We start from the raw sequence: 22,591 nt of genomic DNA, 5'->3' as shown, positions 1-22,591 counted from the left end.
CATATCAGTAACTGTTAAAAATATGCGACGTAAAGTTCTTTTCACCAGTTTTTCTACTTAAGAAGCTTTGGATTCCATCAGTTGACTGAACTGTGATGTCAATTGGGGCATTTCCAGGTAGATACTTTTGTGCTGCTTGTTGCAAGTACTGTGTAAAACTAATAATTTCTGTTTGGCTATAGAATTGTGTGGTGATGCTGACGTTCATTCCGTTTAGTGTATTACCACTATATTGTGCCTGTGCGGTTACTCCACTCAAATTAGGAAAGAAATTTTGAACTTGTGACTTAAAGTTATCAAATGCATCTTCATCATTCTTGTTTGGAGATGATTTACCGGATTGAATTGGGAACACGTAATTCTTTTCATTAACGTTACTCCAGTTAGAAACTTTAGTTGAACCGCTGTTATTAACTGAGTAAGCGAAGAAATTACCACCGACTAAACTATCATCAGATGCTTGTTTATACAAAGCAATCACAATTGGAACATTCTTAAGTGCACTCTTTGCTCGTAAACGTTGTAGCACCTGATTAGCAATAGCTTTACCCTGTTGCTTAACTTGGGCATCCGAAATATTATCTTCTAAAGTTGGTCCATTCGCAGTTTTAGTGTAGTAATCAACTGAGTTAATTGCTAAACCAATCGTAATTCCTGAAAGTGACAATTTTTGACCGTTAGCAGTCATAAAATCTTGTTCACTAATTTGTGATAAGTAGTTAGGAACGTATGCTGCTGATTTCTTGGCCTTGGTAGGATTTAATCCAGTAGGATTGGCTTTTGATTTTCTTCCAAGCCAATTTTCTACGGTATTAGTAGATAAGTATTGACCTTCTTGAAAGACATACTTCTTAGTTGAAAATTCTTTTTTTGAAATATTCAACAAACCATTTTCAAAACTCTTAATATTTAACTGGTTAGAAACCTGAGAAACACTAACGCCACGTGATTTACTAGTTTGGTAACGACCGTTTTTAATCACACCTTGATAGTAGCCACTGTCGGTTTGACCTGTTAATTCAGTTTTGTTTGAATTGGATGATTTACCGTTATCATTTAAACTATCAGCACTTCCACAAGCCGCCAATAACATCCCCATCAGTGCGACTGAAATTGCCATCCATACTTTTTTCACTGAAATTTCCTCCATTATTGATTCTCTTTATTCATTTCAGAAACAAATTGTTCCTCATTCCAAATATCGATTCCTAGCTGAACAGCCTTTTCATACTTACTACCAGGATCTGCCCCAACAACAACCAAATCCGTGTTTTTAGATACTGATCCCACAACTTTAGCTCCATGATTTTCCAACCATTCGCTAGCTGCACCACGAGAGGTAGCCTGTAGCTTACCAGTTAAGACGACTTTTTTACCATTAAAGAAAGAATCGGTGGCGGCGATATCTTCTGGACTGTCTCCAAGATACTGCATATTCACACCAACTTGTTTAAGGCGTTCAATCAGCTCAACTGACTCTGGTTGAGAAAAGTATGTGGCCACGCTATCAGCAATAATCATACCCATTGTATCAATTTCTGAAATGTCTGAGGCATCAGCATCGATAATCTCATCAATATCTTTAAACTTTTGAGCAATTAATCTAGCAGCTTTGGCACCCACATGCCTAATTCCTAATCCAAAAAGCAGTCTTTCTAATGAATTATTTCGACTGGTATCAATTGAATTTAACAGGTTAGTGGCTGACTTATCACCGAATTTATCTAGAGTTAGTAGTTCAGGCATAGTTAACTTGTATAACCCACTAACATCATCAACCAAGTGCTTCGCAAATAGTTGAGCAATAATCTTTGGACCCAAACCATCGATATTCATGGCATTTCTTGAAGCAAAGTGAGTTAAGCCTTCAGCCAATTGAGCTGGACATTGTGGATTAATACATCTCAAAGCAACCTCATCATCTAAATGAACTAGTTCTGAACCACAAGATGGACAATGTGTTGGGATTTCATAAACTACACTATCATCCGGACGTTTATCAGGTAAGTACTTTGAAATTTCTGGAATAATATCCCCAGCCTTATGAAGTTCCACGGTATCCCCAATGCGAATACCCTTTTCATTCAAATAATCAGGATTATGAAGTGATGCTCTGGCAACCGTAGTCCCTGCCAATTCTACTGGATCCATGACAGCGGTTGGTGTGACAACACCCGTTCTACCAACTGTCCATTCAATATCTCTGACTACGGTTTGAGCTTCTTCTGGTGGGAACTTATAAGCAATTGCCCAACGAGGTACCTTAACCGTAGCTCCCAACTTAGCATGCATGGTTAAATCATTAACTTTTATCACGATACCATCGATGCCATAAGCCAAACTATCTCGTTTTTCGTTAAATTCTTTAATATAGTCATCTATTTCATCCATGGATGTCGCAACTCGCGAATCCGGATTAGTTGTGAAACCTAGATCACTTAATTCCGCCAACAGCCCGCTTTGAGTATTAGTTTCTAAATCATCATAATTAGCAACATTATACATAAACGTGCTTAATTTTCGTTTGGCAGTTTCTTTGGAATCTAACTGCCGTAAACTTCCAGCGGCAGCATTTCGTGGGTTGGCAAATGGTGGCTTACCATCTCTTTGACGTTGCTCATTCAAATTCACAAAAGATTCTTTAGGCATGTAACATTCACCACGAACTTCAATGTCAATTGGTCGAGTCAAGGTTTGAGGAATCGACTTAATGGTCTTTAAATTTTCAGTGATATCCTCACCGATTTGACCGTTTCCCCTGGTTGAACCTTGAACCAATTTTCCTTGTTCATATCGCAACGAAATAGCTAAACCATCAATTTTTAATTCACAGTTATATTCAAATCCAACGGCCTCATTGTCAGTTAATCGAGCAACAAACTCAGCTAATTCGGATTCTGAAAATACGTCTCCCAATGACAACATTGGAATGTCATGCGTAACTTTACTAAATCCAGGTAACGTATGATCTCCAACCTTTTGAGTTGGCGAATCAGGCTCGACAATATTAGGAAATGCAGTTTCAAGTTCAACTAATCTTTGATAGGTTGAATCATACTCTGCATCTTCGACACTGGGAGCGTCATAGGTATAATACTCATCCGCCCATTTATTTAACTTAGCTCTTAATTCAGCAGCTTGACTTCTAGCTGAATTTTCATCGATTTTTTCAGCCGTCATATCCTTACTTCCTTTAATCTTGTTTTTGAATTGGCGCAAATGCAGCAAGTAATCGCTTGATTCCTTGTGAGTCAAAGGCAATATCTAATTCCATGTCTTCACCAGTTCCAGAAACTTTAACAACCGTTCCAATGCCCCATGCTTTATGAGACACTTTGTCGCCAACATTCCAGGACTTCTTATCAGCTCCTGAACCCTTGGGTTTCTCAACTGTTTGATCTGGTCGATGGTACGGTGTAGCAAATGCTCTATCCGTTCGTCTATCAAATGGTGTCTTTAGTGCTTGGTTATCATTGCCGACATTTTCTGGTCTCAACAATTCTGGTGTGATTTCTTCAATAAATCGAGACTGTGGATTATTTTGACGACGTCCATAAAGAGTTCGTGAATAAGCATTGGTAATGTATAACTTTCTTTTAGCTCGCGTAATACCAACGTAAGCTAATCGACGTTCTTCTTGAAGATCATCTTCATCTGCTGCAGCTCGACCTAATGGGAATAATCCTTCTTCCATCCCCATGATAAAGACCACTGGGAACTCAAGTCCTTTTGCGGCATGCAACGTCATCAATGTAACTTCAGAAGATTCTTCCTCAACACTATCCTGATCAGAAACCAATGCCAAGTCACTCAAGAAATCAACCAAGTTATCAATACCGGCCGCTTCTTGATTTTCATCGTCATATCTTTTAGTAACAGACATGAATTCTTCCAAGTTTTCAACCCGTGATTGAGCCTCTAAGGTTTTAGAACTCTTGAGGACGTCCATGTAACCAGTCTTATCAAGAATTGCTTGGGTAATATCTGATACAGATGATTCCTTAGCGTCTTTAGCTATTTTGTCCATAGTATCTGCAAATTGGAATAGCGAGTTCTTGGTACGGGCAGCAATTTCGTTAGCTAAGTCAACATTTAAAGCTGCTTCTAGTAAGCTCCATGAATGATCATTAGCAAATCTTCTTAGCTTTTCAACACTTGTTGCACCAATTCCACGTTTTGGTTCATTGACGATTCTTTCAAAACTCATTGAATCATTTGGATTAGCAATCAGTGTTAAATAAGCTAAAACGTCACGAATTTCTTTTCGATCATAAAACTTATGGCCGCCAACCATGGTATATGGAATATTGGACTTCAGTAATGTTTCTTCCATCACACGTGACTGAGCGTTAGTCCGGTACAAAATAGCAATGTCGCCATAACTTTGATTGTTCCCGTTAACTTCTTTTTGAATATTTGAAACAACATATCGGGCCTCATCATTTTCAGTTTGACCGCGATAATAAGAGATTTTCTCTCCTTGATTATTTTCAGTCCAAAGGTTCTTATCTTCACGATTATCATTATTTGCAATGACCGCATTAGCAGCATCCAAAATCGTTTTTGTTGACCGATAGTTTTGCTCCAACATAGTAACGTGAGCATCTTTGTAATCATCTTTGAAGTTTAAAATGTTTTGCATATTGGCTCCTCGCCAACCATAAATACTCTGATCGGCATCCCCAACCACACAAATATTTCTATGCTTTTGAGCTAATAAAGTAACCAATTGGTACTGAGCTTCGTTAGTATCCTGATATTCATCGACATGAATGTACTGGAATTTATCTTGATAATATTCCAACACGTCCTTGTGTTGATCAAACAACTGAATCGTCATCATTATCAAATCATCAAAATCAAGTGACTGGTTTTGTTTTAGTTCAGCTTGATAGCTATCGTAAACGTCGGCTACTAATTTCTCGAATGGTCCCTTAGCAGACTGTCGGAAACTGATGGGATCGAGCATATCATTTTTGGCATTCGAAATTGCTGACAAAATTGATCTAGGATCAAATTTTTTAATATCAACATTCTTATCATTCAAAATTCGTTTGACCAATGTTCTTTGTTCACTAGGATCAGCGATTGTAAATGCACGGTTATAGCCAAGTGCATCAATATTTCTTCGTAAAATTCTGACACATAGAGCATGGAACGTAGAAACCCATACGTCATTTCCGCTTTCATCAAGTAATGCTGAAACCCGTTCACGCATTTCTCGTGCAGCTTTATTCGTAAATGTAATCGCTAAAATATTCCATGGCTTTACATTACGACTCTCGATGATGTATGCAATCCGATGAGTTAAGACTCTAGTCTTACCACTACCAGCACCAGCCATTATGAGGACTGGTCCTTCTGTATGTAATACCGCGTCTCGTTGTTCTGTATTAAGTCCTTTTATTAGATCTGAATCAGCCAAATTTATTGTCCATCCTCTCGCACAATTATCCAATCAATTATACCAGAAAAGCATAATTACTGCTTTACTGAAAGCAAGCAAAAAAGCCGACAAGACGCCGACTTATGACATTTTCTTATATTTTGTTTCAAAATCAACATCCCGCCAGATATTAGTTCCTTCAAGTTGCATCAATGTTTTGGGAATTGATTCCGTTGGTATTAATATATGACCAACAATTTTGTGAGCTCCATTGCTTAGTCCATAGAAGTTAAAGTGCCAATTATCCTTGATGACCCACTGAGTTTGAATGCGACTATAATCATTTTCACTTATAGTTTGCAAGACAGTTGGAATACCTTTAATTGGCTTCATCAATGGTAATCCGGCAATTGCTCTTAAGTGTTGCTCAATTTGATCGATACTCAATGAATATTCAAAAACAAATCCCGCAATTCCAACGTTGGGCGCGATCTTATTGACATAAATCGAACCATTGTCCGAGACGAAGAATGACACTTCAAATGTACCAACATAATCAAGGTTATTGGCGATTTCGTTAGCAATTCGATTCATTTCGTCTTCCAAGCCTGATTCAAGTTGTGCAGGAGTAAATGAGGTAATCAATCGGTTTTGATGATAAATATCTTCAATAACCGGAAAAACTACTCTATCACTATCAGCGCTTCTGGTAACCACAACAGTATAGTCAATATCATGTTTAACGTAAGACTCTAAGATGTATGTACCCGTATCGAGCATTCCTGACGCCTTGACAATGTCACTTTGCTTTTCTATATATAGTTCCTGTCCACCCATCAATCCACGCTGAATCGGCTTTAAAATCGCAGGATAGCCAATTGAATTGATTGCTTGATAAAGGTCCTCTAATTCAATAATGGTAGAATATGGCACCATGTTCATATTTAATGTTTCAAAAAAACTTCTTTCAATCAATCGATCTTGATTAATATCAAGTAATTCAGTGTTTTGCGGAATTCTAGTATAGTCAGCAAGGTAGTTGATAATATCAGAACCAATTTGATCGTTGTTATATATAACAACGTCACACCGTTCAGCAAACATCTTAAGTGCTGCTTTATCATTGAAATCACCCATGTATTGATAATCAGATACATGAATCATTGTTGGATCTTCATTATTACTAAAAATGGCTACTTTAAAGCCCATTCTCTTGGCAGTAGTAATCAACGAGAGATTACTATTACTTTCACCGATTACTCCAATAATTTGTCCTGGATAAACAACATTCTCATTTGCCAATATGTTCACTACCTCTTCCACTATTTATAAACTAGTCTTTTACGAATTCAACAGTCTCATTATCTAAAGAAGCAATTCTGGCAAGTGATTCTAAACGAACGCCTGCTTCTTCAATCATGGATCTGCCCTTTTGGAAACTCTTCTCGATAACGATACCAATACCAGCTACTTCAACGTTGGCAACTTTTGCAATTTCCAATAAGCCAGACACAGCTTGACCGTTAGCCAAAAAATCATCGATGATCAATATCTTGTCATTTGGATTCAAAAACCGCTTGTCGACACTAATGTCATTACTAACACGTTTTGTATAAGAATATACGCTAGCAGTATACAAATTATCGGTTAGAGTTAAACTCTTATGTTTGCGAGCAAAAATCATTGGGACACCTAAGTGTAATGCAGCCATTAAAGCAGGTGCAATTCCTGAAGATTCAACGGTAACAACTTTAGTTACCCCTTCATCTTTGAAAAGTCGGGCAAACTCTTTACCCATCTCATCCATTAATTTTGTATCAACCTGATGATTAAGGAAGTTATCAACTTTGAGCACGTTTCCTGGTAATACGGTACCGTCTTCTCTAATTTTGTCCTCTAGTAGCTTCATAATTAATATCCTCTCTAGTTGTCATATCGATATAATTTATAGGTCCGAATGATTTGAATTAACTTCTGCGTATAGGCTGGATCGGTGGCGTAGCCATCTGTTTGCAGCCCTTTAGCAGCGTCAACATAGTTCGCCGCGTTGGTCACATCAGCATATTGATTTGGATTCCACTTAGTTCCAAGTGCCAAGAGTTGAGCATGATCTCTAAGCGATTCGTTATATGAAGAATATACTTGGAACTTCGCCTTAATAGTGACGTACTGGCCGTTAACAAATTCTTGAGTGTTAAGATATGCCGATTTTTGCGTGTTACCCTGAGCCTTGACACCAAATAGGTTATAGTACTCGCTAGCTAACTTACTATCGCCCCATTGAGACTCCAGAATTGCCTGAGCAATAGTAACACTAGGTAAGATATTATATTGACCTTGTAGTCTCTGAGCCTCTGGAGCAATTTTATGAATGAATTCTCGCTGATGAGCACTCATGCTTTGGGTGGGCACTGCTACTTGTTGCGTCGGTTGACTACTTTCGTATAAAGCGTGAAATCCAAAAATCACGATCAATCCAAACGCCACAAATACGAACATAACTATTCTATTAGATTTATTTTTTCGGCTTTTGCGGTTTTTATTATATGTTGACAATTAAATTCCAATCTTTCTACAATAAATTAATTCTAACGGTAAACTCAAATAAAGACAATTAGTAATTAACATTTAAGTAATTTTGTTTGACATCACTGCCAATTTCAGTTATTTTAACATCTGATACTTAAAAAACTTGGAGATGTGAACATTGGCAAAAAATACTGAACTTTCAGAACAACAAGCAAAATTTCACGTTGGTGACGAAGTCGAATTCACCATTGAAAAGCAAAAATTTACTGGCTTTATCGACAAGGGTTACACAAATTCGTTTTTAGTTACCTTTGAATCAAAGGATCCTGAAATCATTGATAAATACCACAATAAGGTCATCGTTAATAACGAAGAACTTAAAATTATCAAGGCAGCACCCCGAGTAGAAACTGAAGATAATACAAACGAAGAAGAATAAGCACGTTATTAAGTCCTGGTAATCCCGGGGCTTTTTTTATTTCTTCTGTTATTTTTGTAATCTTTTACCAAATGCTCTTTGCAATGGGATAGCTATCAGTGGAGTAACTATTCCGCTGAAAATCGCTTCAGGAATACCATTAGTTCCTACAACACCCAACAAGTATGGCAATAGATCCTTAATGTTTAAGTTATATAGCTGAGGTGCTTTTGCCTTGTAAAACACATAGATCAATCCTAATACTAACACTGTGTTAGTTAGACTGCCTAAGACGGCTGAGATTGAAATAGTAAGTGACTTGCTTTTCATTCGCTTAGATAAGTAGTTATACATAGCACCAGCTACGACAGCAATCAATATTCTTGGGATAACGGAGACTACTGGGTTAACAAATACAATGGCTGCTAACGGGCTGGTTGGCCACGCAAAAGCTCGTACAAACGTGATTAGGCCCCACACACCGCCAATTACCGCCCCGTTAGCCGTCCCCATTAAAATAGTTGCAATAATGACGGTTACTTGAATAATAGTGATTTCCAAGGGACCAACTGGAATGTATCCAATAATTGGAATTGAAGTTTGTAAAATAATAATTGCAATAAACATTGCCAAAACGGTTAATCTGAATGTTTTATTCATTTGACTCATCGTTGTTATGCCTCCAATAGGTTTAGGTAATTATATACTACCAGATTATCATTTGAAATGACTTGCGAATAATCTTGAAGAAATGTTTATCATCTTCGAGAAATCTTTATGGTTTATGATGATCGGTCTTCATTAGTTTATTACTAATACATTTTAAATTACACAAAAGCGCCTTGGTATATTTATGAAATATCTTATTTAAAAAGTACGGAAGATTTCAAAAATTAATTTATCTATCATCACGTTAGCTAATCGTCATCATCTTAATTATGTATAAAAAAAACACCTTCCAGAGGAAGATGTCTTGAACAATAATATAAATTGTATATTAACGTTTTGAGAATTGTGAAGCTTTACGGGCTTTCTTAAGACCTGGCTTCTTACGTTCTTTCATACGTGCATCACGAGTCAAAAGACCGGCACGTTTTAATGGTCCACGGAAGTCTGGGTCAACTTCTAGAAGCGCACGGGCAATTCCGTGACGAGTTGCGCCAGCTTGTCCAGAGTAACCACCACCATTAACGTTAACTAAAACATCATAGTTTCCTAGAGTTTCAGTAACATTGAATGGTTGAACAACAACTTCACGTAAGTCAGCTGCTGGAATGTAGTCTTCGATTGAACGATCATTCATAGTAATTTTACCAGTTCCTGGTACTAAACGTACACGAGCAACTGAATCTTTACGACGGCCAGTGCCGCGATATTGTACTTGAGCCAATGCAATTTCCTCCTTAAATTAGGTTAGTAATGTCTAAAACTTCAGGTTTTTGAGCTTGTTGTCCATGTTCTGCACCAGTGTAGACATGTAACTTCAAACCAATCTTGTGACCTAATGAGTTGTGAGGAAGCATTCCTTTAACTGATGTTTCAATCAATTTTTCAGGATCCTTTTCACGAAAATCACCAGCAGTTCTTTGTTTCAAGCCACCGATAAAGCGACTGTGACGGTAATAAATCTTGTTTTTAGCTTTCTTACCTGTCAAGGCAACTTTTTCAGCATTAATTACGATTACATTATCCCCAGTATCAACGTTAGGGGTGAAAGTTGGCTTGTTCTTACCTCTTAAGATAGAAGCAACAACAGTTGAGAGACGTCCCAATGGAACATCTGTGGCGTCAACCACGTACCATTTACGTTCTACTTCACCAGGTTTTGCCATATATGTTGTACGCACGTTAATTTCCTCCATGTTTCTGTGTTTGTTCGACACCAAAAATAAGTTTCCGGGGCTTATCGTGGGGCAAACAATACCAGTTACAATAATACAAATAAATAGGGTCAAAGTCAATTACTTTTAAAAACTATCATTAGAACTTTGGCAGCTTAGTTGGATGCAGCGGGTCATCACCTTCATAATAAACTTTTTTCAAGTAAAGCCCCGATGCTGGCATGGTTAATCTGGCCTGATCCCTATCCTTAACATCAAAGAGTCTCAGAACGTCATGTTCAGGCCTGCTACCAGATCCAATTTCCATGGCCACACCGACCATTATTCGAACCATGTTATACAAAAAACCATTGCCGTAAAACTCAATGTTTATTTCATTTTCTTCTTCATTTAAAAAACACCGAGCATCATAAATAGTTCGAACGTTACTTTTAGCTGTCGAACCAGCAGCCACAAAGCTTGAAAAATCATGTTGACCAACTAACTCATGGATTGCCGTATCAACCTTATTAATATCCACTGGAAACTTCCAGTGACCAGTATAATTTCGCTTAAATGGGTTAGTAAACTCCCCTAAATATGCCCGATACATATATCTTTTACCAGATACGTCGAATCTAGCATGAAAATTGTCACTAACTTTTTCAACTTTTAAAATTTCGACATCCAGCGGAAGCATGCTGTTTAATCCTCGATACATTGCATCAGTTGGAATATCGAACGGAAAATCGAAATGAGCCACTTGGGCTAGGGCATGGACACCTGAATCAGTTCTACCGGAGCCAAATACTTCGATAGCTTGTTTTGGATTTTTTGCCATCAGATTAATCTTAGCAGTTAAAATTCCCTCAACAGTCCTCTGTTTAGGTTGCCTCTGAAACCCGCTAAACTTTGTTCCATCGTATGCAAAAGTGATTTTATAACGAATGACGTTCACCTCAACTAATTTCTTAAATAAACAATTATTCCAAATATTATTAACTCTGCAACCCAACTCACAGTATCTTGCAACTGCCATCGATAGATCCGATACTTCGAACGATGCTCGCTGTCCGAAAACCCGCGAGCTTCCATTGCAGTTGAAAGATTTTCAGCATGCGTGATTGCCCCACTAAATAAAGGCACCAATAGAGGCACCGCTGACTTAACTCGGCTAGTAATACTACCAGACCCGAAATCCACTCCCCTTGAACGTTGCGCATTCATAATTGACTCTAATTCATCCATCAACGTTGGCACAAATCTAAGTGCAATAGACAACATTAACGCTAATGTATCTACAGGAAAATGAACAACTTTTAATGGTCTGAGTATAGTTTGCACTCCATCAGCAATTGCTAGCGGCGTGGTGGTCAATGTTAGCACGGTGGAGATCATAATAATTAGAATGAATCTAACGAAGATAAAACCACCGTTAATCAAACTCGTATCACTGATTGAAAATGGTCCCCATGACCAAAGTACATTGCCGCCACTACTAAACAAGATTTGAAGCAAGACGGTAAAGATAATCAACCAAATCAACGGCCGAATTCCTTTGATGAAATATCCAATTGAAACACCAGACAATAATATGATACCTAGAATTGCAACAACCAAAAGTCCATATGTTGCATAGTTGTTAGCAAAAAAAACAATGAATACGAAGAAGAAGCATAGCAATAGTTTTGATTGCGGACTCATCTTATGAATCCAAGAATTACCAGGTAAATACCGGCCAAAGATAAAATTACTCATCAGAATTGTCCTCCCTGGTATTCTGAACAATTGTTTTAGCTAAATCATCAATTGTCAAAGGTAATGAATTCTGTCCAATACCTAAATCCAACGCAAACTGCGCTGCTTTGGGCAGTGTTAACTGTTTTGTAGCTAACCAATTGGGATCACTAAAAACATCTACTACCTTCCCATCACTGACGATTTTGCCATCTTCCATTACTATAACCTGACTTGCATACTCAACGACGTCTTCCATCTGATGAGTAACCAAAATAATAGTTACATGTCGTTCAACGTTCAATTTATTTACTAATTGCATTATTTCATAGTGACCTTCGGGATCTAATCCTGCCGTTGGTTCATCTAAAATCAATACATCAGGCTGCATAGCTAAAACTCCTGCAATAGCTACTCGACGCATTTGCCCTCCAGAAAGGTCAAATGGAGATTTATCAAATAATTCCTCATCAATATTTACTAATTGCAAAGCATCTTTAGCAGCATCTTCAGCGTCATGTGATGATTTGCCATAGTTTTGTGGTCCAAACATTACGTCTTTCAAGACCGATTCAGCGAAGAGTTGCTTTTCTGGAAATTGAAACACCATTCCGACATGTTGTCTCAGTTGTTTTAAATTCTTGTTAGTTGTCTTTGAAGTAATCGTGTAATTACCAACTTGAACTGATCCAGAAGTTGGCTTAAGTAAAGCATTAATATGTTGAATCAAAGTCGACTTACCACTACCGGTATGTCCAATAATTGCCACAAAACTCCCTTTATCTATATCTAGATTAACACCATTTAAAGCCAATTTCGCAAGTGGTGAATTAGGTTCATAAACATGATTTACATTTGAAAAAGAGATTTCTTTATCCACGAAATCAACTCCTCATCATTCATATATTTGTTAGGGACATTAATCCCTAAATGTCTTAATTCAGTTACCAATTGAGTAGTAAATGGTGTCTCTAATTCAAAGTTATTAAGAAAATCTGTTCGATTAAGCAATTGCTCAGGTGACTCATCAGTCACGACGATGCCTTTATTGATTAAAACAATTCTATCAGCTAATGCTGCCTCTTCGATATCATGAGTTATAGAAATAATTGTTAAGTTCTCACGACTTTTAATTTCTTTAACTAGCTGAATTATTTCCCGTCTACCTTGAGGATCTAACATACTAGTAGACTCATCTAAAATCAAAATTTGTGGCTTGATTGCTAATATACCAGCAATGGCGACACGTTGCTTTTGACCACCCGATAGACTGGCAGGAATTCTGTCACGATAATCCCACATTCCCACAGCTCTCAAACTATTTTCAACAATCGTTTTCATATCCTCACGGTCAATTTGACGATTTTCTAGACCAAACGCAACATCGTCCTCAACCGTAGCACCAACGAACTGATCATCAGGATTTTGAAATACCATGCCAATTTTTCCACGAACTGTTAATAGGTTTTCATCATTCAAAGCAACACCTGCAACATGAATATCTCCACTGTCAGGTACTAACAATCTATCTATCAATCTAGCTAATGTACTCTTACCGCTACCATTTTGACCAACAATCGCGATCCATTGATTAGCTGCAATTGACAAATCGAGCGAACTAAACAAGCTGTCTTGTTCTGGGTATTTAAATGAAAGATTATTGATCTCAATTATATTTTCCATATTAACAGTCCTAAATTAAATTTATGTACAAAAAAATCACTTACAAGTAATCAGTGCTTGAGCAAAAGCCCACATTCAAACTAGACTAGGAATAATCCACCATCATAACGTTCTATACCGAAAACTTGAGTGATTCTCGTAAAACTATGTTAATTATCTATGATAATTAGTCAACCAATTGTAGGATAACCATCTCAGCACCATCACCACGACGTGGCATAGTCTTGTAGATTCGGGTATATCCACCATTACGGTCAGCGTATTGAGTAGCTAAGTCACCGAACAATTTTTGTAAAGCAGTGGTAACAGTAATATCATCACCATCTTCTTTAACATCAGCAACAACATCACGAATGTATGCAGCAGCTTGACGACGAGCATGTAGGTCACCGCGCTTACCAAGTGAAATCATTTTGTCGGTAGTTGAGCGAACTTCCTTAGCTCTAGCTTCAGTAGTAATGATTTGACCATGAATAATCAATTCAGTAGTCAAGTTACGAAGCATTGAACGACGATGTTCACTAGTACGTTGTAATTTACGATTACGCATAAGTTTAGATATCCTCCTTTATTTAGTCTTCTTTACGAAGTGATAAACCTAAAGCACCGAGTTTCTCTTTAACCTCTTCCAATGACTTACGTCCTAAGTTACGAACTTTCATCATGTCAGGTTCAGATTTTTCAGTTAACTCTTGAACAGTATTAATGCCTGCACGCTTAAGACAATTATATGAACGAACTGATAAATCAAGTTCTTCAATAGTCATTTCGAGCATCTTTTCTTTGTGTGTTTCTTCTTTTTCGACCATGATCTCTGTATTCTTAGCTTCATCAGTAAGATCAACAAACATCTCAAGATGTTCAGTTAGAATCTTAGCAGCTAAACTAACAGCCTCACTTGGAGTGATTGAACCATTAGTCCAAACATCTAAAGTAAGCTTATCAAAGTCATCACGTTGACCAACCCGGGTACTCTCAACTTGATAGTTGACACGTTCAATTGGGGTATAAATAGAATCGACGGGAAGTACACCAATAGGCATCTCTGAGCTACGTTGTTTGTTTTCAACGGCAGAAACATACCCACGGCCTCTGTTAGCAGTTAGTCGCATATGGAAATTAGTTCCCTCAGCAACCGTAGCGATATGAAGATCAGGATTTAAAACAGTTACGTCGCTATCCCCAACAATATCACCAGCTGTAACATCAGCAGGTCCAATAACATCAATCTCTAAGTTCTCTTCTTCGTCTTCAGGTCCATCTAATTTTAATGAAATTTTCTTAACATTTAAGATAATCTGAGTGACATCTTCGACAACACCCTTAATGGTTGAGAACTCATGAAGGACATTATCAATTTGGATACTAGTAACTGCTGCGCCAGGTAGAGAAGACAATAGGGTTCTTCTTAGTGAGTTACCAAGAGTAGTCCCATATCCTCTTTCTAGTGGTTCAACAACAACTTCACCATAGTTATCGTTTTCTTCTATCTTGTGAATGTTAGGCTTTTCAAATTCAATCATTCTTATCATTAACCCCTTTCAAAACGCGTGAGTCTTGTTCGTACAATTTGTAAATATGCGGGTACATATTCCACTTAATGAATTGAGTGCGCAAAATACTAAACTCGACGACGCTTTGGAGGACGAGATCCGTTGTGAGGCACTGGAGTAACATCTCTAATAGCTGTAACTTCCAAACCAGTTGCTTGAAGTGCACGAATTGCAGCTTCACGACCAGAACCTGGTCCCTTAACAGCAACTTCAACAGACTTCATGCCATGTTCCATTGATGCTTTAGCAGCAGCTTCAGCAGCCATTTGAGCAGCAAAAGGTGTTGACTTACGACTACCACGGAAACCTAATGCACCAGCAGATGACCATGAAACAGCATTACCTTGTACGTCAGTAATCATCACAAGAGTGTTATTGAAAGTTGAGTGAATATGTGCAACACCTGATTCAATATTCTTCTTGACACGACGCTTACGACTTGTCTTCTTGTTTACCATAAAAGCATACGACCTCCCTTTTTAATTATTTTTTCTTACCTGCAATAGCAGCTTTTTTACCCTTACGAGTACGGGCATTGTTCTTTGTGTGTTGTCCACGAACGGGCAAACCACGACGGTGACGCATACCACGGTATGAGCCAATTTCTTGAAGACGCTTGATGTTCATGCTTACTTCACGACGTAAGTCACCTTCGATTTTTAAATCGCCGACAACTGCACGAATTTTATCTTCTTGATCTGGTGTTAAATCACGAACACGAATATCTTCTGATACGCCTGCATCAGCTAAGATCTTTTGTGCAGTGGTATTACCAATACCAAAAATGTATGTTAAGCCAATGACAATACGCTTGTCACGTGGCAAATCAATTCCGGCAATACGAGCCATTTAACAGCACCTCCTATTTAATAAATTATTTACCTTGACGTTGTTTATGCTTAGGGTTTGCAGAGCAAATAATCATTACTCGACCCTTACGCTTAATAACTTTACAATGTTCACACATTGGTTTTACAGATGGTCTTACCTTCATCATTAACCCTCCTTGACAGAAATGAAGACATTATTACTTAAAACGATAAGTAATTCTACCCTTACTTAAATCGTAAGGCGACATTTCAACAGTAACTTTATCACCTGGAAGAATTCGAATATAATGCATTCTGATCTTACCAGAAACGTGTGCCAAAATTTCATGTCCGTTCTCTAATTCGACTCTAAACATCGCATTAGGCAACGTTTCGATGACTTTTCCTTCAACTTCAATGACATTATCTTTTGCCAATAAAAAACACCTCCAACCATTAATGTTAGATTATTTGTTCAAATATGATGTAATAGCCAAACGATAGTCTACCACAATAAACCAAAATCTTCAATCTAACGCATTCTTACGAATTATAGAGAAGCAAGAATTTTGTCTAAATCAGCCCAAACTTCATTGATATCCTTGTTACCATCAACATTAAATAGCAAGTCTCTATCTTTGTAGTAAGAAATTAATGGCGTATTCATTTTGATGTTTACATCGAGACGATTTTTAACAGCTTCAGGCTTGTCATCCTCACGTTGATAGAACTCGTGATGGCCACACACGTCGCAAGTGTTCTCAACCTTTGGCATGTGATAAATCTTATGATAAGTAGCACCACAGTTCTTACAAATGAACCGACCAGTTAACCGATCAGTAAGTATCTTAGGATCAACATCGATATTAATAACTGCATCCAATGGTTTAGCTAATTCTTCAGACATATCTGACAAAGCGTCAGCTTGTTCTAAAGTTCTTGGATAACCATCCAGAAGGAAACCATCTTTGGTATCACCTTTTGCAAGACGATCCTTAACGATTCCATTAGTTACTTCATCAGGAACCAAGTTCCCTTTGTCAGTGTATTCCTTGGCCTTCAATCCCATTGGAGTTTCGTTCGAGATAGCTTCTCTGAACATATCTCCAGTGGAAATATGAGGGATTTGATACTTATCAACGATGAACTGAGCTTGTGTACCTTTTCCTGCTCCTGGTAGTCCCATTAAAATTAGATTTAATGACATTATTAGAATTCCTCCTCGAGTATAGGTTTTTATTAATCTGTGGTTGATTCTGGGTCTTTAATGAACCCAACGTATTGTCTCTTCATCATCAAACCTCTGATTTGACGAATTGTTTCAATAGCAACACCAACAACAATTAACAAACTAGTTCCACCTAAACCGATTGATTCATCTAAATTCCACACGTTCTGAGCAATTAATGGAATTAAAGCAACAATACCCAAGAAAACCGATCCAACTGTACTTAGCTTCATTAGTAAACTTGACACATATGATTGAGTTTCATGACCAGGCCAAACACCTGGAATGTAACTTCCTTGTTTTTGTAAGTTCTCAGAAAGCTTCTCTGGATTAACCTGAACAAAAGCATAGAAGAAAGTGAAAAGAACAATCAGCACAGTGTACAAAGTTGCACCAGTTGGTGTCTGCATGTTAAATATATCAGAAAGTACTTGATACCAAGTATCTTGTGAGTGATTAGCAGTAAATGCCATCAAAATTGTTTGCGGAGTCGCAATAAACGAACTGGCAAAGATTACTGGAATAACTCCAGCAACGTTAACTTTTAATGGCAGATAACTACTCTCAGAAGCTCCCGCAACACGACGAGTATATTGAATAGGAACTCTTCGTTCTGCTTGTTGAACCCAAGTTACGAAAGTAACAATAGCTAACACAACAATTAACAATACAATACCGAATCCAATTGCTAACCAGAAGTCAGTCCCACTTACACCAACAAAATTTTCTTGGTAAAGTTTTTGAAGACCAACAGGAAGTCTAGCAATAATTCCGGCAAAGATAATCATTGAAATTCCGTTCCCAATACCTCTTTCAGTGATCATGTCACCCATCCAAGTGGTAAGCATTGTACCACCAGTAAGGATAACTCCGATCATAATGAAAGTTTGTGCATTAGGATGCGAAACTAGATTCAAACTACTTAATTGGTTAAAACCAGCAGTGATACCAATAGATTGAAGAAAACCAAGAATCACGGTTAAATACCGTGTCCATTGATTAAGTTTACGTCTACCGACTTCACCTTGTTTACCCCATTCGACGAATCTGGGAACGATATCCATTTGTAACAATTGAACGATGATTTGAGCAGTGATGTATGGTGATACTCCCATCGCAAATATCGAGTAGTTAGTTAATCCACCACCACTAAATGTGTTTAAGATACTAACTAGTCCAGATGATGCAACAGATTGAAGTGCTTTCGCATTAATTCCAGGAACCGTAATATAGGCACCTAAGCGGAAGATAATCAGTACACCTAACGTAAATAGGAGTTTGTTTCTTATTTCCTTAACTTGAAATGCACTCTTTAATGTTGAGAGCATTAGATCACCTCGATTTTACCGCCCGCATTTTCAATAGTTGATTGAGCTGTCTTAGAGAATTTGTTAGCTTTAACAGTTAACTTCTTTGATAACTCACCTTCACCAAGAATCTTGATACCTGACTTAACACTCTTAACAATTCCTGATTCAACTAGCAATTCAGGAGTTACCTCAGTGTCGTTATCAAATGCATCTAACTTGGCAACGTTGACTACTGCATATTCCTTGCGGTTAATGTTATTAAAACCACGTTTTGGAATACGACGGTAAAGTGGCATTTGGCCACCTTCAAAACCGATACGTGTCTTACTACGAGCCTTTTGACCTTTTTGGCCACGACCAGCAGTCTTACCCTTACCAGCTGAACGACCACGTCCCTTACGAGTACGTAGTGAACGAGAACCTTCAGCGGCTTTCAATTCGTTCATTTCCATGAAATTAGCACCTCCTTACAAAATAATAATTAATCTTTAACTTCTTCTACATCAATTAAGTGTGCAATTTGGAAAAGTGCACCCCGAGTTGCTTCATTGTCGGGCTTTACAACTGAGCTGTTAACTCTGTTTAATCCAAGAGCCTTCACAATTTTACGTTGCTTTGGGAGGCGATGTGCAGCACTACGAATTAATGTAACCTTTAATTGAGCCATTACAATAACCTCCTTATTCAGCTAAATGTTGGGCTGAAACACCACGTAAAGCTGAAACTTCATCAGCATTTCTCAAAGCTTTCAAGCCTTCAAAAGTGGCTCTAATAACATTGACCGGAGTGTTTGATCCCAAACGCTTACTTGTAACATCGTCGATACCAGCAAGTTCCATAACATTACGTACGGCACCACCAGCAGCAACTCCAGAACCTTCAGCAGCAGGCTTAAGTAAAATTCTACCACCACCGAAAGTTCCAATAATTTCATGAGGAATTGTTGTACCAACAATCGGAACCTCAATCAAGTTCTTGCGAGCGGCTTCGACAGCTTTACGAATAGCTTCAGGAACTTCTTGAGCTTTACCAGTACCAAATCCAACATGACCTTGTTTGTCGCCAACAACAACCAAAGCTGCGAAACGAAGACGACGTCCACCTTTAACAACCTTTGTGATCCGGTTGATTGAAACGACAGTATCTTCAAGCTCTAACTTATCTGGATCAATAAACTTCTTCATGTGCGGTTATTCCTCCTTTTTTTAAAATTCTAGTCCATTTTCACGAGCAGCATCTGCAAGAGCTTGAACACGACCATGGTAGATGTATCCTCCACGATCAAAAACAACATTCTTAATGTTCTTTTCGTTAGCACGTTCTGCTACTAACTTACCAACACTAGCTGCTTGTTCAGTCTTGTTTCCACTGTCTGCAGTATCAAGTGTTGAGGCACTAACAAGCGTTACACCCTCTACGTCATCAATTACTTGAGCGTAGATGTTTTTGTTTGAACGGAAAACATTTAAGCGTGGGCGCTCGGCAGTACCAGAAATTTTACTACGGACACGACTATGACGACGTTTCCGGTTCTTGTTCTTATCTGGTTTAGAAATCAAAATAGTCACCTCAAATTTAATTTGAACTAGTAAGTATTACTTACCAGTCTTTCCTTCTTTACGGATAATGTGTTCATTTTCATAACGAATACCTTTACCCTTGTATGGTTCTGGTGAACGAACGGCACGAATATCGGCAGCTAAGTCACCAACGTGTTGCTTGTTGATACCACTAATCTTAATAGTAGTGTTGTCAGGAACTTCAACAGTCAAATCTTCAGGAACGGTCATGTCAACCGGGTTAGAATAACCAACATTAAGAGTTAATGTCTTTCCTTTCAATTGAGCACGGTATCCAACACCGACAAGCTTAAGGGTCTTTGCAAATCCGTTTGTAACACCTTCAACCATGTTGTTGAAGTTTGCACGTGTTGTACCATGAAGGGCACGAACACGGTTGTTGTATGCACCAATTGGTTCAAAGGTAACTTCGTTTCCGTTAACGTTCATCTTAATATCAGATGAAAGTTCACGGGTCAAAGATCCTTTAGAACCTTTAACAGTTACGACATTCCCTTCAGATTTAATTTCTACACCTTCAGGAATAGTAACAGTTTTATAACCAATACGACTCATTGAAATTACACCTCCAATTTTTTGAAATTTTTACCAAATGTAAGCTAATACTTCTCCACCGACTTTTTGAGCGCGAGCTTCTTTGTCAGTTACAACTCCATTTGAAGTAGAAATGATTGCGATTCCAAGACCGTTAAGGACCTTAGGAACTGAATCAGCCTTGACGTATGAACGTAAACCGGGCTTTGAAATTCTCTTTAAACCTGTGATAACACGTTGCTTGTCCTTACCGTATTTAAGAAATACGCGGATCACGCCTTGTTTATCATCTTCAATATATTCAACATCGCGAATGAAACCTTCTCGTTTAAGGATTTCTGCGATATCACGTTTAATCTTTGATGCAGGAACTTCAACTGTTTCATGGTAAACCATGTTTGCATTACGAATGCGAGTTAAAAAGTCTGCAATTGGGTCAGTCATAGACATTAACGTACAACCTCCTTTTTTAAAATATTACCAGCTAGCTTTTTTCATGCCTGGAATTTGACCCGCATGGGCAAGTTCACGGACACACAAACGGCATAAATGGAATTTTTTGTAAACTGAATGAGGTCGTCCGCATCGTTCGCAACGTGTGTAGTTTTGAGTTGAGAATTTAGCAGGGCGTTCACTTTTTACAATTAATGATTTTTTAGCCAATGTGAAACCTCCTCATTATTTGGCAAATGGCATACCGAATTGAGTCAACAATTCACGTGATTCTTCATCAGTATTTGCTGTAGTTACGACTACAATGTCTAAACCTCTAACACGGTTAACATCATCGTAATCAATTTCAGGGAAAATCAATTGTTCTCTAACACCTAAGGTATAGTTACCACGGCCATCAAAGGCACGGTTACTAACACCATGGAAGTCACGAACACGTGGCAATGATACATTGATCAACTTGTCCAAGAAATCGTACATTCTGTCACCACGAAGGGTAACTTTGGCACCGATTGACATTCCTTCACGGAGTCTGAAACCGGCAATAGATTTCTTAGCTTTTGTAACTAATGGCTTTTGACCTGAGATCAAAGCAAGTTCTGCAACTGCTTCATCCAAGTTCTTGGCGTTAGTAACTGCATCACCAACACCCATGTTCAACACAATCTTCTCAATCTTTGGAGCTTGCATAGTTGAGCTGTAATTGAATTTTTCCATCATGTGTGATTTGATTTCACTATCAAATTTTTCTCGTAAACGACTTGACATTTAAAAGGTATCCTCCTTTCGCTTATAAATTAATCGATTGCTTTTTGTGATTTCTTAGAAAAACGAACCTTTTTACCATCTTCAATTTTGAAACCAACACGAGTTGGTTCATTGGTAGATGGATCAATAAGCATTACGTTTGAAACATGAATAGCGGCTTCAGTATCAACGATTCCACCTTGTGGGTTGGTAGTTGAAGCTTTGGCATGTTTCTTAATCATGTTAACGCCTTCGACGATAACACGGTCTTTTGAAGCAATAGTCTTTTTAACTGTTCCTTCTTTACCTTTGTCCTTACCACTAATAACTCGAACTTTGTCACCAGTTTTAATGAACATAACGGCACCTCCTTATATCCTTGGGTTGAAATTAAAGTACTTCTGGGGCCAATGAAACGATCTTCATGAAGTTGTGATCACGCAATTCACGAGCAACCGGGCCAAAGATACGAGTACCTTGAGGGCTTTTATCATCACGAATCAATACAGCAGCATTTTCGTCGAAACGGATGTATGAACCGTCGGTACGACGTGTAACTGCCTTTGTACGGACAACAACTGCTTTAACAACGTCACCTTTTTTGACAACGCCACCTGGCGTTGCTTGTTTAACAGTAGCAACGATAGTATCACCGATTCCGGCATATCTTCTAGTTGAGCCACCTAAGACCTTGATTGTTAAAATTTCTCTTGCGCCTGAGTTGTCAGCAACTTTTAAACGGCTTTCTTGTTGAATCAAAGGTATATCCTCCCTTCATTTTTTAAGATCAGAACACGATAAAAA

32 protein-coding genes are annotated in these 22,591 nt (G+C 38.1%); 1 reads left to right on the top strand and 31 read right to left on the bottom strand.

Annotation, left to right across the window (positions count from 1 at the left end):
- Window positions 1-4: 4 nt before the first annotated feature.
- The 6 genes from O0236_RS02825 to O0236_RS02800 form a co-directional block, all read right to left on the bottom strand.
- Window positions 5-1,141 (bottom strand): CamS family sex pheromone protein, encoded by a 1,137-nt coding sequence (locus O0236_RS02825; RefSeq protein WP_268912739.1) that lies wholly within the window; start codon window positions 1,139-1,141, stop codon window positions 5-7.
- Window positions 1,142-1,149: 8 nt separating this feature from the next.
- Window positions 1,150-3,180 carry an NAD-dependent DNA ligase LigA gene (gene ligA, locus O0236_RS02820; protein WP_268912652.1) on the bottom strand — a complete coding sequence of 677 codons (2,031 nt, stop codon included), beginning with the start codon at window positions 3,178-3,180 and terminating at the stop codon, window positions 1,150-1,152.
- Between the two features lie 13 nt (window positions 3,181-3,193).
- Window positions 3,194-5,425, bottom strand: a complete 2,232-nt coding sequence (pcrA, locus tag O0236_RS02815) for a DNA helicase PcrA (protein ID WP_268912651.1) — start codon at window positions 5,423-5,425, stop codon at window positions 3,194-3,196.
- Window positions 5,426-5,527: 102 nt separating this feature from the next.
- The gene (locus tag O0236_RS02810; protein ID WP_268912650.1) at window positions 5,528-6,688 is read right to left on the bottom strand and encodes an ATP-grasp domain-containing protein; all 1,161 of its coding nucleotides are present in this window, start codon (window positions 6,686-6,688) and stop codon (window positions 5,528-5,530) included.
- A 31-nt stretch (window positions 6,689-6,719) separates the two neighbouring features.
- A complete protein-coding gene (locus O0236_RS02805; protein ID WP_268912649.1) occupies window positions 6,720-7,295 on the bottom strand; it encodes a xanthine phosphoribosyltransferase in 576 nt (191 codons plus the stop codon).
- A 14-nt stretch (window positions 7,296-7,309) separates the two neighbouring features.
- Window positions 7,310-7,885 (bottom strand): glycoside hydrolase family 73 protein, encoded by a 576-nt coding sequence (locus O0236_RS02800; RefSeq protein WP_268912648.1) that lies wholly within the window; start codon window positions 7,883-7,885, stop codon window positions 7,310-7,312.
- Window positions 7,886-8,093: 208 nt separating this feature from the next.
- Here O0236_RS02800 and O0236_RS02795 point away from each other — a divergent pair, with 208 nt between their 5' ends.
- The gene (locus O0236_RS02795) at window positions 8,094-8,354 is read left to right on the top strand and encodes a DUF2187 domain-containing protein (RefSeq protein ID WP_268912647.1); all 261 of its coding nucleotides are present in this window, start codon (window positions 8,094-8,096) and stop codon (window positions 8,352-8,354) included.
- 48 nt (window positions 8,355-8,402) lie between these two features.
- Here the strand turns inward: O0236_RS02795 and O0236_RS02790 are convergent, their stop codons facing one another.
- The 25 genes from O0236_RS02790 to rplN all read right to left on the bottom strand — a co-directional run bounded on the left by O0236_RS02790 (window position 8,403) and on the right by rplN (window position 22,546).
- Window positions 8,403-9,002 (bottom strand): ECF transporter S component, encoded by a 600-nt coding sequence (locus O0236_RS02790; protein ID WP_268912646.1) that lies wholly within the window; start codon window positions 9,000-9,002, stop codon window positions 8,403-8,405.
- A 328-nt stretch (window positions 9,003-9,330) separates the two neighbouring features.
- Window positions 9,331-9,723 carry a 30S ribosomal protein S9 gene (gene rpsI / locus O0236_RS02785; RefSeq protein WP_268912645.1) on the bottom strand — a complete coding sequence of 131 codons (393 nt, stop codon included), beginning with the start codon at window positions 9,721-9,723 and terminating at the stop codon, window positions 9,331-9,333.
- Between the two features lie 13 nt (window positions 9,724-9,736).
- Window positions 9,737-10,180 carry a 50S ribosomal protein L13 gene (rplM, locus tag O0236_RS02780; protein WP_268912644.1) on the bottom strand — a complete coding sequence of 148 codons (444 nt, stop codon included), beginning with the start codon at window positions 10,178-10,180 and terminating at the stop codon, window positions 9,737-9,739.
- Window positions 10,181-10,313: 133 nt separating this feature from the next.
- Window positions 10,314-11,102, bottom strand: a complete 789-nt coding sequence (truA, locus tag O0236_RS02775) for a tRNA pseudouridine(38-40) synthase TruA (protein ID WP_372791782.1) — start codon at window positions 11,100-11,102, stop codon at window positions 10,314-10,316.
- Between the two features lie 14 nt (window positions 11,103-11,116).
- The gene (locus tag O0236_RS02770; protein ID WP_268912642.1) at window positions 11,117-11,911 is read right to left on the bottom strand and encodes an energy-coupling factor transporter transmembrane component T family protein; all 795 of its coding nucleotides are present in this window, start codon (window positions 11,909-11,911) and stop codon (window positions 11,117-11,119) included.
- The gene (locus O0236_RS02765; protein ID WP_268912641.1) at window positions 11,904-12,770 is read right to left on the bottom strand and encodes an energy-coupling factor transporter ATPase; all 867 of its coding nucleotides are present in this window, start codon (window positions 12,768-12,770) and stop codon (window positions 11,904-11,906) included. Before O0236_RS02765 ends, O0236_RS02770 begins: the two co-directional genes overlap by 8 nt.
- A complete protein-coding gene (locus tag O0236_RS02760) occupies window positions 12,740-13,573 on the bottom strand; it encodes an energy-coupling factor transporter ATPase (protein ID WP_268912640.1) in 834 nt (277 codons plus the stop codon). The genes O0236_RS02765 and O0236_RS02760 overlap by 31 nt, the downstream gene beginning before the upstream one ends.
- Window positions 13,574-13,739: 166 nt before the next feature.
- Window positions 13,740-14,123, bottom strand: a complete 384-nt coding sequence (gene rplQ / locus O0236_RS02755; protein WP_268912639.1) for a 50S ribosomal protein L17 — start codon at window positions 14,121-14,123, stop codon at window positions 13,740-13,742.
- Between the two features lie 22 nt (window positions 14,124-14,145).
- The gene (locus O0236_RS02750; protein ID WP_268912638.1) at window positions 14,146-15,096 is read right to left on the bottom strand and encodes a DNA-directed RNA polymerase subunit alpha; all 951 of its coding nucleotides are present in this window, start codon (window positions 15,094-15,096) and stop codon (window positions 14,146-14,148) included.
- A 98-nt stretch (window positions 15,097-15,194) separates the two neighbouring features.
- Window positions 15,195-15,584 (bottom strand): 30S ribosomal protein S11, encoded by a 390-nt coding sequence (gene rpsK / locus O0236_RS02745; RefSeq protein ID WP_125008312.1) that lies wholly within the window; start codon window positions 15,582-15,584, stop codon window positions 15,195-15,197.
- 25 nt (window positions 15,585-15,609) lie between these two features.
- Entirely contained in the window at window positions 15,610-15,975 is a 366-nt protein-coding gene (rpsM, locus tag O0236_RS02740) for a 30S ribosomal protein S13 (RefSeq protein ID WP_268912637.1), read from the bottom strand.
- A gap of 25 nt (window positions 15,976-16,000) precedes the next feature.
- A complete protein-coding gene (gene rpmJ / locus O0236_RS02735) occupies window positions 16,001-16,120 on the bottom strand; it encodes a 50S ribosomal protein L36 (RefSeq protein WP_008855781.1) in 120 nt (39 codons plus the stop codon).
- A 33-nt stretch (window positions 16,121-16,153) separates the two neighbouring features.
- Window positions 16,154-16,372 carry a translation initiation factor IF-1 gene (gene infA, locus O0236_RS02730; RefSeq protein WP_125008314.1) on the bottom strand — a complete coding sequence of 73 codons (219 nt, stop codon included), beginning with the start codon at window positions 16,370-16,372 and terminating at the stop codon, window positions 16,154-16,156.
- Window positions 16,373-16,485: 113 nt separating this feature from the next.
- Window positions 16,486-17,142, bottom strand: coding sequence for an adenylate kinase (locus O0236_RS02725; RefSeq protein ID WP_268912636.1), 657 nt, complete (start codon window positions 17,140-17,142; stop codon window positions 16,486-16,488).
- Window positions 17,143-17,174: 32 nt separating this feature from the next.
- On the bottom strand, window positions 17,175-18,491 hold the full coding sequence (gene secY / locus O0236_RS02720; RefSeq protein WP_268912635.1) for a preprotein translocase subunit SecY: 1,317 nt from the start codon (window positions 18,489-18,491) through the stop codon (window positions 17,175-17,177).
- Window positions 18,491-18,925, bottom strand: coding sequence for a 50S ribosomal protein L15 (gene rplO / locus O0236_RS02715; RefSeq protein WP_268912634.1), 435 nt, complete (start codon window positions 18,923-18,925; stop codon window positions 18,491-18,493). The genes secY and rplO overlap by 1 nt, the downstream gene beginning before the upstream one ends.
- Window positions 18,926-18,954: 29 nt before the next feature.
- On the bottom strand, window positions 18,955-19,140 hold the full coding sequence (gene rpmD / locus O0236_RS02710; RefSeq protein ID WP_268912633.1) for a 50S ribosomal protein L30: 186 nt from the start codon (window positions 19,138-19,140) through the stop codon (window positions 18,955-18,957).
- Between the two features lie 13 nt (window positions 19,141-19,153).
- Window positions 19,154-19,657: a 30S ribosomal protein S5 gene (rpsE, locus tag O0236_RS02705; RefSeq protein WP_268912632.1), complete on the bottom strand. Its 504-nt coding sequence runs from the start codon at window positions 19,655-19,657 to the stop codon at window positions 19,154-19,156.
- Window positions 19,658-19,678: 21 nt separating this feature from the next.
- Window positions 19,679-20,041 (bottom strand): 50S ribosomal protein L18, encoded by a 363-nt coding sequence (gene rplR / locus O0236_RS02700; protein WP_329608902.1) that lies wholly within the window; start codon window positions 20,039-20,041, stop codon window positions 19,679-19,681.
- Window positions 20,042-20,068: 27 nt separating this feature from the next.
- Window positions 20,069-20,608 carry a 50S ribosomal protein L6 gene (gene rplF / locus O0236_RS02695; protein WP_268912630.1) on the bottom strand — a complete coding sequence of 180 codons (540 nt, stop codon included), beginning with the start codon at window positions 20,606-20,608 and terminating at the stop codon, window positions 20,069-20,071.
- A gap of 30 nt (window positions 20,609-20,638) precedes the next feature.
- Window positions 20,639-21,037, bottom strand: coding sequence for a 30S ribosomal protein S8 (gene rpsH / locus O0236_RS02690; protein WP_268912629.1), 399 nt, complete (start codon window positions 21,035-21,037; stop codon window positions 20,639-20,641).
- 27 nt (window positions 21,038-21,064) lie between these two features.
- On the bottom strand, window positions 21,065-21,250 hold the full coding sequence (locus tag O0236_RS02685; RefSeq protein WP_268912628.1) for a type Z 30S ribosomal protein S14: 186 nt from the start codon (window positions 21,248-21,250) through the stop codon (window positions 21,065-21,067).
- A 15-nt stretch (window positions 21,251-21,265) separates the two neighbouring features.
- Window positions 21,266-21,808, bottom strand: a complete 543-nt coding sequence (rplE, locus tag O0236_RS02680) for a 50S ribosomal protein L5 (RefSeq protein ID WP_125008321.1) — start codon at window positions 21,806-21,808, stop codon at window positions 21,266-21,268.
- Between the two features lie 29 nt (window positions 21,809-21,837).
- Complete coding sequence (rplX, locus tag O0236_RS02675; RefSeq protein ID WP_125008322.1) at window positions 21,838-22,146, bottom strand: 50S ribosomal protein L24; 309 nt, start codon at window positions 22,144-22,146, stop codon at window positions 21,838-21,840.
- A gap of 31 nt (window positions 22,147-22,177) precedes the next feature.
- Complete coding sequence (gene rplN / locus O0236_RS02670) at window positions 22,178-22,546, bottom strand: 50S ribosomal protein L14 (RefSeq protein WP_268912627.1); 369 nt, start codon at window positions 22,544-22,546, stop codon at window positions 22,178-22,180.
- Window positions 22,547-22,591: the final 45 nt, after the last annotated feature.

Source organism: Lentilactobacillus sp. SPB1-3, assembly GCF_026913205.2.
GTDB classification, from domain to species: domain Bacteria; phylum Bacillota; class Bacilli; order Lactobacillales; family Lactobacillaceae; genus Lentilactobacillus; species Lentilactobacillus terminaliae.
The sequence above is the reverse complement of the archived record's forward strand: the minus strand, read 5'-3'. Positions and strand labels throughout refer to the sequence as shown.